This is a genomic window from Ruegeria sp. HKCCD6428, from assembly GCF_013110595.1.
Lineage (GTDB): Bacteria > Pseudomonadota > Alphaproteobacteria > Rhodobacterales > Rhodobacteraceae > Ruegeria.
Window position 1 is genome coordinate 42,529 of record NZ_WVQX01000003.1, and the last position, 13,925, is coordinate 56,453.

A 13,925-nucleotide genomic window follows, 5' to 3' on the forward strand; every position below is an offset into this window, starting at 1 on the left:
TTCAGGACCTCCCATCCAGAAGCTTGCGGAAGAAACCAAGTTCAGGGTTCGTCGGTGTTCCGACCAGCATGCCGCGATCAAGGTGGCGGTTGAAATGCTCGCACGAGGTTTCTGGAAGGAAGGTACAGCAGTGACAGGCTGAGGATCCAGATCCCTCTGAGAGCGAGAGGATGCCGCTGCTGCATAGCGGATCCGAAGAGCACCACTCCAGATCCCGAAGTGCAGCGAGCAGGATCGGGCCAATCTCGCTGGTGCGTCCCTTTCGTGACAATCCGCCCAGTGTTCCATCGGAGTCCGGTGCGGATGTGTAGAGAAGAAATCCGCACATTCCGCCGGGACCTGGCGAGACGTACAACCTCTCTCGGATGGACGCTGTCGAGTACCCGCTGTCGAGTGACAAGCGCTCCGACAGTGCGTGGGCCGTTGTGTGGACCAGGAGCAACCTCGCCGAGATCGTCATGGGAAAAGGGCGATCGCTACCATTGTGGTCTTGCCACGCGCGCTCGGCGGCCTGATGCGCTTTTGCAGCCCTGTCGACTACGTTCGGGTCGTTCTCCCAGGAGCGTACGGCTGTCTCGTCGAAGTTGATGAATATGCCTTCCCCGCGGACCTCGATTGCCGGAAGCCAGTTCAACTTCTTCTCGGACAGTGGAGCCACAAAAGCGCTGTTGTCGGCGGCCTCCACCGGGCTGAGACGAGTGAATGCCTTGAGAGCTCGCACTTCGCGCAACCTCTCGACCGAGACTACACGGTCCAGAATGCCCTTCAGATCGCTCGGGATCGCCTGAGGCGAGATCTGGAACTCCGGGAACTCTTCTCCGTCCGGGCCACCCGAGCAAAGCATCAGGTGCTCGTTGGGACGCAGGTCACCAGTCTTGTTGTCGAGCATTGTCAGCAGGGTCAGGATTCGTGCAGTCAGATCTTCCGGCTGTGTGTCAGGCTCAGGCCACAAGGGAAGGATTTTTTTCCGCACGAAGTCGGGAAGCTGCGCCCTGTCGTCCAGCGCAATGATGTCCGGCCAGAAATCGTCCAGCATATCCCGGAAGGAACCGCCGAATGGCGGCACGTCGAGCGCAGATTCCATCACGGGGAAATAAGCGTTCGACGCGCCTCGCTGAATGGCAATGGGCTTATGGTTGCAGGGGTCGGCCTGCTTTTTGAGCCATGGAGATCTGCCCTCGCACGAAATCTTGCCCAGTCCGCCAGGCGACAAGGCTCCATCCAGGTCGCGTTCGCACCTGCATTCGGTGCAATGCACCTTGAGCCCCTTCAACCCTGCGCCTTCCCCTATGAGCTTGAGAGGCTTCTTCCGGGAGCAGGAGTCAGCATGCTTCGGCCATGACATCCAGGGAAACTCCTGAAGATGGCCAGCCGGGCAGGTAACGATGAAGCGGACCGGCACTACGTATGCCTTCTTCATGCGCTTACCTCGCCCGGAACTGCAGGAAGTGCACCAAAGCTCGGGTTTCCCGATCTCAGAACTCCAGAAGCGGCTACGCTGCAGGAGGTTGCATTTCGGACAGACATGCCAATCCGGGAACCTGTAGGCGGGCAAAAGGCGTGGTCGCTTTTCCCTACCAACTTTTTCGTCTCCGACAGGAGGTAACCTGAACCCGTTCACCTGGAGCCTCGCCTGGAGTGGCTCATGATGAATGCGTTGATCGTTCAGAAGCCCCTTTTTGATGGCCAGTTGATCCCAGGCCTCAAGGCCTGCCGACACTACGGAGACAGGAGCGCCGTTCTCGCCCCTGAAGTCGATGATCGCGCCGGGGCCATTGCCAGTGAGAACCTGACTCCGGCGAATTTTTCCGATCGGCTTCATTGCGCTCTCCCCCTATCCGATCCGCCTGCCAAAAGTACATAAGCTGCCGATGCTTCAACGGAACGCAGTGAGTTCGGGGTCGGCTTCTGCCCGGCAAAGCGAGCCCTGTTCCCGCGCTCCGCCGCCGCTTCCGCCGAGGTCAGAAGAGCTTCTCCATAGTCGTTCCAATATTCCTTCAGGCCCTGTCGGTCGAACCAGTCGTCAAGGAACGAGTTGAGTTGAGCACGCGCAGCATCTGCTTCCACCGGATCAATCCGCTCGATGCGGGCGATTACGGTTTCCAGAAGTGTTTCTGCTTCCTTTTGACGGTGTTCGATCGCACCCGGATCCTCCATTCCGTCGACCAGATGGCGCACCATCGCGACATATGGAGCATGTAGTGCTCGGTCGCGCGCTCGCGGGGCAAAGGGCGTTACGCTCGTAGCTTCTACATCACGGTAGAGACTGCGATGCCAACTAGCAAAGGTCTCGTATCGGCTGCGATCGCGGGACTTGGCAGCATTGAACAGGGTGATTACAAGCCCGGGCGCCTGCTGGCTCCTGCCAACCCGGCTGGTCGCCTGGATATACTCGGCAATCGTCTTTGGCTGACCATTTACTACCATCAGGCCCAGACGGGAAACATCCATCCCGACCGAGATCATATTGCTCGCCAGAACTATGTCGACATGGTCGGGATCGTTCCATGGACGCTCCAGATCCTTGAGGTATTTCGGAATGTCGCTGGAACGGACGCGGCTGGTGAGTTCGATCTGCATCCCCGCGTCGCGTTCGACCTCACCCGGTCTGCGTGCGGCATAATCCCGGATACTGCGCGCAACGTCGTCGCGCATGAGAACGAGTGCGCCCCCCAGTTCTCTGAGCGAATTGAAGTAATTGACGAGGGTCCAGTATCCGTCGCGCCTGTCTTCCGGTAATGTCGCGTCGGTAGCCGCCTGAAGCAAAGATGCCGCGACAGCCTGTTGAGTGAATTTTGCCGAGCGACCGACGGTCGATATGCCTACATAGAGACGGCCCGGAACATCACGATTCTCGATCGCAAAACCCGAATTAGTGTGATCCAGGCCGGGCGGAGGAAATTGAAAAGAACTGCGGTCAAACAGGCTCTTGATCTGGTCTTCTGCTCTGCGGATTGTTGCCGTTGAGCCGATGATCTTGACCCTCACGCCCGCATTCGAACGACACATTTCATCGATCGCAGTCTCGTAGAGCCCGGCCAGGCTACCCAATGGCCCTGATATCAGGTGGAGTTCATCCTGGATCACAAGCTCCGGAGGATCCGCCGGCGTTCCGATGCCAAAAAGGCAGCCGGTTTTCTGGTTTCTTGTTATCTGCGCGTACTTGTCGACTGTGGAGATCAGCAATGTGGGCTGCTCTCGGTAGATGTCCTCGTCAACAGTCCAGACTGGGAGCAATGCCAGTTCCCGCCCCAGATCGCATGACTCGTTGCGGCAGCGTACCTCCACACGGCTCCTGTCCGACGAGATTCTCCAGTCGAGGACTTCACGACAGCATGGGCAGTTGCGCAACTGAGCCGGCGAACTTTCCGATTCCGTACCGAGTGCCTGCTCTGCCTGCGAAACCGTTTTTGGCGTGGCACCTTCTCCGACCCAAAGTCCAAGGGAAATCGGCATATCCGTAGCGAAGTGTGCGGGCAAATCAACCTGTTTCAGCTTGACCTTGCCGCGCCTGACCATCTCGCAGGCACAGATCAAGGAAGCTGCCCGCTCGAACTGCTGTATGGTCAGAAGTCTGAGGGTGTAGCGCATGAATGTTGTCACGCCTGCGCCGCTCGGGTTCCCCCCCACGCGGAGCCGGCGGAGGAAGATGGTGAAAGCTGTCAACAGCAGATAGGCTTCGGTCTTTCCGCCACCGGTCGGAAACCAAAGAAGATCCATCGTCTCGCGATCGCAGGAGTCGGGGTTTGCAATCGACTCCAGACACAGGAGCGCGAAACCGAGCTGAAACGGGCGCCAGATCAGTTCGGGAGGATTTGAGTTGACGCGCCATGAGTACTGAAGCGCAAGAGCGGTGTTCGCGAGCCTGAACGCCGTCAGCACCTCGGGTGATGACTCCAGGAGCGCAATACCAGATCGCATCCGTTGTTGAGCGGTTCGGCAGCGCTGCATATGCACTTGTGCCTGCTTGACGTGCTCCTGCGGCATGTCGAGCGCTGCACCCTCCATCCTCGCAACCCATTTTGTGTATGCGGCAACGAACGATTTCAGCCCTGCGATGAGACTGGGAGCGTCTTCGGATGCAAGCCATGAAGCCGCTAGCGGCAATCGGGCTTCGCCCTGCCGAAACTCGATATCGCCTTCTGCGCTGACGACATGGACGGTGGCTTCCGGAAACCAGCTGGTCTTCACCTGACATACCGTTCCATCAACGGGCTCGTCCCACATCGCTGAACAGGTGTGACCCACTGCGAATTGCTGGACGTCCCGATACAGCAAGGCGGACGCGAGGGCATCGCCTTCGTCGCTCGCCAATCCGGCCCTGTCCGGCTTTGGAACGAATTTGCATTCAGCTTCGCATTCTACACTCAGCGAAAACTGAAAAAGCGCTGCTTCCTCGTTGGCTGCGCGACTTCTTGATTCGGTTGGCCTTGCGTCGTTTGTCACCGCAAGCGTTACTAGCAGAATGTCACCCCAAGGGGCGATACGGCAGTGCAAGGACGTTCCGGCAAGCCCGCAGCCCGCGAGGCTGATGACGGGGGCCGCTTGCTCGCTCAGTTCCGCGAGTTCAAGTGAAACCTCGGCGAATTGAGGATCTCGCCGCCAGCTCTGCACCCGCTTCCTGGATGAACCGGCGCTATCATCGGCCGCGCTTTCGGGCCTGTAGCGAGCCCCATCCACCCGAACCCGCAGTCTGGGCGCCGAACCGCTTGGTCGGACGGCAAAGGAAAGACCAGCCGAACTCGGTCGGAATGCCGAAGCTGCCTTCACCCCATCCAGCGCGGTCCCCACCGCATCCGCATCGTCAGCATCGCTCGCTTCGTCGTCATCTTCCGGCGAAATCGTCGTGCGAGGCGGGAACAGGATTCCGGTCAGGTATCGATCAGTCGGCCGATCCGAGATCAGTTCATTCGGCTCTTCCGGGCCGATGAGATCGACCTTCATCCGTTCGAGGAGCGTGTCGCGCGCATCAATCATTTACGTTCTCCAGACACCAGAATTATCACTCAGCGAGGAATGCTGCCAAAGCCGCCAAGCAGTGGCATGAGCGCAAGGCTCGGTGCCTCTCCAGACCGCCCGGGCACAACAACCGTAGTCGCTCCCACGACGGAAATTCCCGCGACGACTTCTGGAAGCGCGGAATCCGGCTCGACCTTTCGTAGCGCTTGGATCAAGTCGATGAAGGCATGCGACAGGCACCCGATCGCCGCTCCGTCGTGACCTCCGATCCTCAGAACCAGACGTCCGCCTGTATCGGGATAGGCCGCCACTCTCGGTTCATCGATCGATGCACGCCAAATGCACGAGATTGCTTCCGCCTCATTGACGACATGGCCCGAACACGCGAACTCGGCCCAGTCGACGAGATCTCCCTCAAGTCCTATCTCGATCATCCTATGATCGGGATGCGCGGCCCAGTATCGTTCCGGGTCCCCGATCTTGTAGAATTTTCTGGGGCTGATCCACCCTGTCCGCAGTTCCGTGCTTGCGCGGGTTGCTCCGACGTACAAGGTGCGGGCTTCCTCTGCCCAGTCCACACGGTCGCCGTACGGTGCCCGAGTGAGCAGCAGCATGACCCTTTCGGCTTCTCTCCCCTTGATCGCATGGATCGTCGAGAGCAAGGGTCCCGTGCTTCCCTCATGGTCGCTGAGGAGCTCAAGGGGGGGATCCTCAAGGCCTTCGGCGATGTTGCCAACCGAGATCATATCTCGACCCGAAGCATCCAGGTCGAGCAGGATCTCCCAGCACTCATCAAAGCTCCGCCATGGCGCCGGGCTCAGTCCCTCATGGAGGGAAAGAAAGTCACTCTGCGACATACGGGTCGAGGCCGGAAGACCCCCCAGAAGCGCGCCGATCCATGCCTCAATCTTGGGTGGGCGGTCGGGCAGACGCAGCCGGAAGCTTCTGCCGGCGGTGCGCATGTGTTCGGCAGCAGTGAACAGGCCTCGACGGCTTCGTGTCAGGATCAGGCCGCCTGTTGTAGACGGATGAAACGCAAATCCCGTGATGTCATTCTCAACCGCAGCGCTCCTGATCTGCTCTCGAACATGAAAGTAGCTCTCCCGTGAACCCACCGGATCGTCTCTCAGTGTCTCGCGAACTGAGGAGAACATTTCCTTCAAGGCTTCCGTCCGGGTGCGGTGGTCGCGCACAAGCTGATCGTAAGTGAAATCGGCACGCGTCGCGATTTCTGCGAGCAATGTGGAACCTGTAGTGCCCCTGCGTTGGTAGCCGTAGATCGATTGTGCAAAATCCCCGAAGACGGTTACACCGCAGGCGGGATCGAGCAACGCAAGAAGCGCCTCGCACATCTCCTTGCGGTCGCCGACGAGATCCTGCGCTTCATCAATGATCACGTGTTCCAGCTGACCAAGTGCATCTGCAACGAGTGGGTTGTCAGATCGCATCAGTCTTGTCGCAGCCCGAATGCCGGCATCATGGCCGCCTGAAGAACTCAAACCAGCATTTGCAAGCAAGCGCGCCGCGAAAGAGTCGAATGTCCTGACCTGCAACGAGGCGACGTTCGGCAATTCACCAAGGCGGCGACCGATCCGGTCTCGAAGCTCTGCGACCGCGATCCGCGTGAAGCTGAGTAGCAGTATACGCGAAGGGGCGAGACCCTCTGCCTCCACTAGGGAGATGACACGTTCACACGCCACATGGGTCTTGCCGCTCCCGGGGCCAGCCTCGACCACCATTCTCAGTTCAGCAGGAGCCTTCGCCACGCGAAGCTGGGTCTCATCGGGCACAGAGTCCAGAGTCGAAGAATCGAGGGGGGCGAGGCCGAACCATTCATTCAGGAAGGAGGCGTTCTCTTCACTTATCGACCATTTCTGCTCGACTGGATCGAAGGCTCCGCAGAGCGAAAGTGCCCTGCGCAGTGCAGCAGGCATCTTGCCGTCTCCAGTCCAGTGCCCGATGGGCTCAATTACTTGGTGGCCAATCAGGGACACGGGTTCATCAAATGACGCAAGAACCTCGACCAGACTCTCGGTCGCGCCTCCAGTGACTTCCGGAAACAGTTTTTCGGAGCCTGCTCCCACGGAGATACCATGATCGCCGAGGGCTACAATCGTGTCGTCAGGTAGTGCAACCCGACGCTCCGGCAGGCTGACCAGAACTGGCTCGTCGCGCATTGTGCCGTAGCCAATGTCCTTCAACTCGCCCAGCATGTCGATCACTCCGGCTACCCGGGCCGTGGTGTCAACGCGGTCCTTGTCATCGAGGAACTGCAAAACCCAATTCACAACTTCGGCGCGGCTGAGGCCACGGCGCGCGTGGACCATGCGCCGGACCAGATCCGCGATGGTTCTTGTGCTGCCGTCGGTCGGTACGTCCGGCGCGTCCCGACCATGCGCAAGCGTAGTTTCAGAGTTCACGCGGCGCCTCTCCTTTCACGTTCCAGTTGTGATTGACATTCAAGCAGTTGGCAGTCAACCCTGAGGTGATTGCCTCGGTCTGTCCCTGCGGTAATCGGCTTCCACGATCTTGTACGCGAGCGGATGAAAAGATGCATGGTTCGAATGTGCTGACCGATCAACATCAGGTACTTGCCAAGCGCTTTGTCGACCTTGCTCAGACACGAGGCCCACTGCCGGTATTTGCTATCGAGCACGGGCTTGACGAGCTAGCGCTGAAAGAACTGAGAAGGACGGTCGCGCGACAGATTGAGGAGGATCCGCAACTCGCGGGAGCAGTGTGGGCGTGGAACTTTCTTCCGTTGCTTGTGATCGCAACGGAGGTGGGATACCGATACCGAGGCACTGGAACCGATTTCTGGCCGGTACTCTCTCAAGAACTCGGGGTAGAGGCGGGGCCTGCATTCCGTTCCGGTCTGTCTCGACTTTTCGAGATCGGACACAACAAGCTTCGCCTTGCGCGACCCGGCGACAGCCCTTGGGAACGCCATTTCCCCCATATCTCATGGCCTATCGGCAACTCGGTGGTGCCTCTTGAGATTCAGCCCCAGCTTGCAGACGCCCTCAGACGTGCTGTCAGGGCAGGAGTCTCAGCCGATGATACGGACCGGCTGCTCGACTACCTGAGAGCGCTTGCGGCGGGGCATGCAAGTCGTCGCTTCGAGAACTGGCTCCTTCAAAGGGACGTTGCCCTCGAGGTCATGCGCAGGCTACTTGACCCCGAGTCGGAAGGCTGGCTGTCTGGGAGCCTTCTCGCGAGAGTTGATCAGGATATCCGAAAGGATTGGGGTGCGCTTCGAGCAATCACCGAGGCAAGGAAGACGGTCGCAAGAAGAACGGCACGCCTAACCCAGATTGCGGCATCCCGCTATGTTCTTGCGCTGAGGGACGGCGAGCCAAGACATCTGGGCATTCGTGGGCCAACGTTGCCGGCCCAGCTGCGAGATGAAGTGATCGCCGCTTTGCGCATACATGGTGACCGCATACGGGCGGTTGATGGGATTCATGTGATCTCGCTTCGCGCATTCCTTGCCGGTGGTGAAATCGTCCTAAAGAATATTGCTCCTTTCCCGATATCTCCGTTGCGCCGCGGCGACGCTGTTGATCTTGATGAGGGCATTGCAAAAACCACTCTGGAACGTTTGCAGCCGCTTGAACCGGAGTATTTCGCTGTCGAGTCCAATGGCCTTGCAGCTAACGCCGTTTTTCCAGGCGAAAAGCTTCAACCCGATTCCAGGATTCTGCAGCTCATTCATGCAGGTGAGGACGGTAGCGTCGAAACGCGGACCCTCGAAACATCCAACCCCTCGGATATCGAGTTCTTGCGTCGCCGCGGGTTTGTGATAGCGGACCGCGTTCCAACTCTGCGGATTGCTGGATTGCCTGCGCCCGGGGCTTCAAGCAGGTTCATTGATGACTTTCCAGTTCTGGTATCGCAGCGGGGCGTGGCGGACGCTGAATTCCTTCTAGATGGGGCGGTGACCTCAGGCGATCCTCTGAGTATCGGCGGCACCGAATGGAAGGCAATCAGACCGGACGTTGGTCTTCATCTGATCGAACCGGCCGAGGGTCGAGAACTCGACAGGCTGGAGTTCGAAGTATTGGAGCCGCCGGACATAGAACCGGCCATGGTGAAATTGTTGCCGGCCAACGCAAATGCCTCCGATCTCGAGACAGGCCGACTTGAGATCAGAGTGACTGCTCCCCTTGCGCTTGAGGCTGTTCCGATCCGCATTCGAGTGGTTTCCCCGAACGAGCCGGCTCTCGTGGCTCAAGGTGTGATCGACCGCCTTCCGGCGAGGTTAACGGGACGTTCTCCGGTGCTGCATGAAATCCAGACGAAGCTGGCTGGGCAGCGAGCAAACGAAAACGGCTTGCGACTGCATGTCGAAGCCGAGGGTCTTCTGGAGAAGGTGTTTTCGCTTCCACCGGTACGCCGCGAGATACGTTATGACGGGGAGACGCGCGAGTGGACAAGGAGCGGCGATGACGCAGGAGCGATCCCTTCGATCACTGCGACGGTCGTTGCGCCTCTTCTCGGGGCAGAAGGTGACCGCAGCGCGAGAGAAACCCGGCTGGTACTGCCGGATGCGGCCGACCACGAGGCGCTGACGGCGGGCCTGATCCTTTCCGGATCGGACGCCACTCGGCTTGGCTTGGGGGATCGCAGGAGAGTGTCACTTCCTGCATTGCTGCGCGAACCGACGTCGAACGAGCATGGCGTTGGACTCATCGAATTGGCTCGCTCGAATGTTGCGTGGCAACTTGCAGAAGCGAATGACCTTCTTGGAAACTGGCAGCGATGGTCGGTGGTCGAGGAGCTTGAAGCCGCGTTGATCGAACAGCTTTGCGGAGCGAGATGGCGCAGGTTGGAAGCAGGTATCGACCTTTCGATTCTTTCCCCGCATGGCGCGCTACTTCGTTGTGCCGACGCCCTTGGCTTGGTCTCCGGCGAGGACTTGCCGAACATTGAGACTGCCCGCGATCGGGAGTTTCTGCGAGAGCGATTGGTCGTCCGCCTTCGAGAGGCTGTACCGGACATTCCGGAAGCGCTGTTGCAGTGGACTGAAGATCTGGCAGGAGAACTCGATCTTGCGGTGATCGATGCGTATGAAGACTTGAGACAGAAATTGGAAGCGGAAGGTATTGAAGCCTTCGACGACGTGGACATGGCCCGTCCCGCAGACTCGTGGCGCGATGCGCTGGAACGCTCGCGCGAAATCCCGTTGCTTCCGATGTTCCGCCCGTTCATTCCGCCGGAGGCGAGGTGGTCGGCACTTATCAAGCCCTTTTATGGCGAGCTTACGGAGGACGACCTGGTCGATCTTCTTGACTCTACCCATGTTGACGCCTCCAGACGACCCGGGCTCCGTTGGCTCGGACGTTCTGAAATCCGAACCATGTTGCAGCTATGGCTTTCACCCAAGGCCATGGTGGAAACCGAAGGTTGGCGAGAGTTCGTGGCAAAGGGACTTTCGGATGTCCGAACCAGTAGAGCCGTTCGCTACGTTGCGCTTCGACGCAAACTCGCGCTTGGAGACCTGCCGATCGAGAGTGCCATCTGATGGACCACTACCTAAGATTCGTGAATTGCGTTCAGGCGTTGCGGCGAAGGGTTTCCGCTCTCGATATTGGTCTGGGTGGCGCCCTCGGGGTCGCCGCTGATCCCTTGCCCTACCAGATTGCAACTGTGCGCCGGGTCCTTGGAGACGCCCACATTCGTCACTTGATTTCGGACGAGGTGGGACTCGGCAAGACAGTGCAGGCATTGATGATCGTGAATGCCCTGCGCTGGCAAGATACGGCACACCGATCCCTCGTGATTGCACCAGACAATCTGTTGGCGCAGTGGCAGGAGGAATGCTGGATCCGAGGCCACGTGATGCCTGCTATCGCCGGTTCGATCGGAGATGGCACTCACGACGAACTGTCGCCAGTCACGCTGGCGCGCCCGCGCGATCTGATGACACGTCCTGGACAGGGCACGCGAACAATAAGCGCGGATCCTGCTGTGTTCGATCTCTTGATTGTTGACGAGCCCCAAACGATGCCGCGAGACGCGATTCAGGCCATATCGCAAGCAGCGGACGAGTTCCGGCAAGTTCTTGTTCTATCCGCCACTCCGAGACTCGGCGATCCTGCTAGGCGCGAACCGATCTTGCGGATGATTGAGCCGGAGGCTGCTGCACTTGCCAGGATGGAAGGTCGCAGTGTAGCCGACATGCTGCAAGACCGTGAGGAAGCAGCGATTGCGTCTCTGAACGGATCGGATGGTCCAGACGACTGGACCCGAGCGTTCCTGCAGTCGGGAGCGTCACGTCGGATCATCAGGAACAGTCGATCCGAATGGAATGAATATTTGCCGCAACGACGCAATCACGAAGTTCGGCTGCAACCCCTTGAGTCCGAACGAATGCGGCATGAGATAGCTGCGATGGTCATTGAGGGCGCGGACCCCGCCGAAGGCATCCAGGGTCCCGCCTGGACAGCTGCGCGAGCCCTTCAACGGAGCGCAAGAGCTGCAAGAACGGTACTCACGGAACTTGCAACACGGGGAGGTGCCCTAGCTCAGATGGCAGAAGCTGCTCGCGTCAAGTCTCTTGAAGATCCGGGCGATAGCAGACTGGAAGCCTTGCTCGACATCCTCTCGGAGCAATGGTGTCACGATGAGGATCGCGCATTCATCATTGTCTGCGGAGACAATCCAACCATCGACATGCTGCGTGCGGCACTTCCAAGATACTTCCCTTTCCTTGCAGATGGAATCTCAGTGCTGCGGCGCCCCGCAGCTACCGAAGTGGAAGGGGTGACCAACCTTCGCGAAATCCAGGAAACACTTGCACCCTTGTTGTCCCGCGAGAACCGACTTCTGCTTGTAGGCGACTGGGTCCAGGCTGGGCTGAACCTCCATCACGTAGCGCAAGGGATTATTTTCTTTTCCCTTCCGTGGGAAATCGACGGCATAGACCAGCTGATCGGTCGTGTCGATCGTCTTGGCCCCGCTGGCGATCGCAAACGATCAAGGCGCATCATCGACATCTGGCGCATCCTGATTGAAGGTTCTCAAGAAGCGGCAATCGCCGACACGGTGGCAGCGCTGGGCGTGTTCGACAGTCCGCTGCCACCGCTTTCACCCTCAGAAGTGGCTGAGATTCAGACAGTGCTGGGGCGCGCTGCGATCGGGCGGAGGGCGACCCTTTCGATTGCTCCGCTTACGGGAAACAGCACGGGATTGCCTTCTTTTCTCAAAGAAGCAAATCCTTTCACCCATCAGCAAGCAGCTGATGAATTCGATCAATGGCGTCAGAAGCCTTGTCCAGCGCCGGCGATGCTTTCTGAACTCGCGCGCCCGACGGATACACCGATACGGCGAGAAGAGCGAGCAATCGGTGCTTGGCTGAAGACAATAACCGCTTCCAGGGATTTCGATATCGGTTATCGGCGTGACAAGATCGATGACTACGGGTTCCAGACGATCTGGTACCATGGTGTTGGCGAACGAGGGCGCGCGGGCGATAGCCCTTTCGCTCTACCCGGCGCGTCTCGCGAGAGCTGGATGTCCGGACACGTCCCGTTCATCTATCGTCGAGAGGACATCTCTGCACCGCCACGGAAGGTTGTCTTCACGGATGATGGCGAGCGTTCCGGAGCCGGGGAAAGGTCCGGACGCCCGCTACGCTTTCTCGATCACGGCTCAGAACTGCACGATGGGCTTGTTGCCGGCTACACGGCCGCATGCTTCAATCGCTTCGGAACCGAAAAGCCCGTTGTGCAGACGAGCGTCAGGCTGCCTGAAGGTCATCCGGCAAGAGGGATTGGCCCACTGGTAATCATTTCTGCAGCGCTGATCGATCCATTCCCAGATGGATTGCTTCCACCACTTTGGACACCCAGAGCAAAGGAAATCCTTGCATCCGCCCCGACAGATGCGCAGAGGCGAGCGCTCAGCGCCGACCGTTTTGCGCTACAAGCCCTCTTTCACGCCCTCCAGCGCAAGGTTAGGTTCGCAGCGCCAGCGAAGCTCATTCGTGTTGGTTCTCTGAAGGCACGCGACTGCTGGCAAGACTTGGCTGAAGATGACGTGGACCGATGCCTTGAGCCAATAACCTCATCAACCAATAACGCGTTGGCCAAGGGGCGGACTCCACCTTTACTTCTCGAGAAGCAGGAGGTTTTGAATTCGATCCGGTCTCGACATCTGGCTGCGATTGCAGAACGGGTGGAGCAGAACAAGGCGTCGGTCTTGAATACAGTTCGACAAGAACTTGCAGGCTTTGCGCTGCAAGTAAGCGCCCATTTTCAGGCAGAAATCAAAAACAGAGAGCTGGCCTTGGAGCGTCGTAGGCAATCACCACCCGATGCTGGTCCACTCGAACTCTGGCAGGGTCAGGTGGCCGCTTTGGAAAGATCACTCTCGATGGCCCGTTTGAACTATTCGGAAGCCACAACCTTTGTCCGTGACATTGCCGGTGGAAGCGTCCTGTTTGGGGGAATTCAACCCTTCACAGTGCTCATGGCTCTCGTCGCTGACGATTGAATGCAAATCCAAATCGGAAAACTTCTCGCCGTGGGTGAGATGCCAGAGAACGTTCGCCCCCGGTCCCGTCCCCTCCAGCAGTCGTCCATCAAATCCGACCCTTCTATGGGGAACTGCATAACCCTGGAGGAGTGGACACGCATTCTCGCTGGATTACGGTCGTACCCACCAGTGGCGTGAAACTTGTGTGCAACCCAAAGCCAAGGTCCGGAAAGCGGACGAAAGCAGCCTCTTTCGCAAACGCAGCGAATTCACCCTATGTCCGCAGTCCTGACATTTGATACCGCCGAGGTTGAGCATTTGCAGCGAATGTCCGATAAGCGGACTGGGACCGCAGCAATGTCGGTTGCCGGACAATGGCCGCTATGGCCTCCCCCTTGAAGTGCAACAAGCGGCCGCAGCGTCTGCGCCTCAAGAGTTCTTGGGCCGTGCAGCGAGCGGCGATTGCTTCGCTTGCATCCGTCCAATCA

The 13,925-nt window shown here is 58.8% G+C and carries 5 protein-coding genes; 2 read left to right on the forward strand and 3 right to left on the reverse strand.

Going from position 1 to position 13,925, the window contains the following annotated elements; genetic code table 11:
- Window position 1: 1 nt before the first annotated feature.
- From drmB to GS620_RS08945, 3 genes are read right to left on the reverse strand one after another with little or no spacing between them, the layout of a single operon-like run.
- Window positions 2-1,822: a DUF1998 domain-containing protein gene (gene drmB / locus GS620_RS08935; protein ID WP_216597872.1), complete on the reverse strand. Its 1,821-nt coding sequence runs from the start codon at window positions 1,820-1,822 to the stop codon at window positions 2-4.
- On the reverse strand, window positions 1,819-4,977 hold the full coding sequence (locus GS620_RS08940) for a helicase-related protein (RefSeq protein ID WP_171615374.1): 3,159 nt from the start codon (window positions 4,975-4,977) through the stop codon (window positions 1,819-1,821). Before GS620_RS08940 ends, drmB begins: the two co-directional genes overlap by 4 nt.
- A gap of 29 nt (window positions 4,978-5,006) precedes the next feature.
- Window positions 5,007-7,379, reverse strand: coding sequence for a UvrD-helicase domain-containing protein (locus GS620_RS08945; RefSeq protein WP_171615376.1), 2,373 nt, complete (start codon window positions 7,377-7,379; stop codon window positions 5,007-5,009).
- 131 nt (window positions 7,380-7,510) lie between these two features.
- Here GS620_RS08945 and GS620_RS08950 point away from each other — a divergent pair, with 131 nt between their 5' ends.
- On the forward strand, window positions 7,511-10,483 hold the full coding sequence (locus GS620_RS08950) for a hypothetical protein (RefSeq protein WP_171615378.1): 2,973 nt from the start codon (window positions 7,511-7,513) through the stop codon (window positions 10,481-10,483).
- Complete coding sequence (locus GS620_RS08955) at window positions 10,483-13,455, forward strand: SNF2-related protein (protein WP_171615380.1); 2,973 nt, start codon at window positions 10,483-10,485, stop codon at window positions 13,453-13,455. Before GS620_RS08950 ends, GS620_RS08955 begins: the two co-directional genes overlap by 1 nt.
- Window positions 13,456-13,925: the final 470 nt, after the last annotated feature.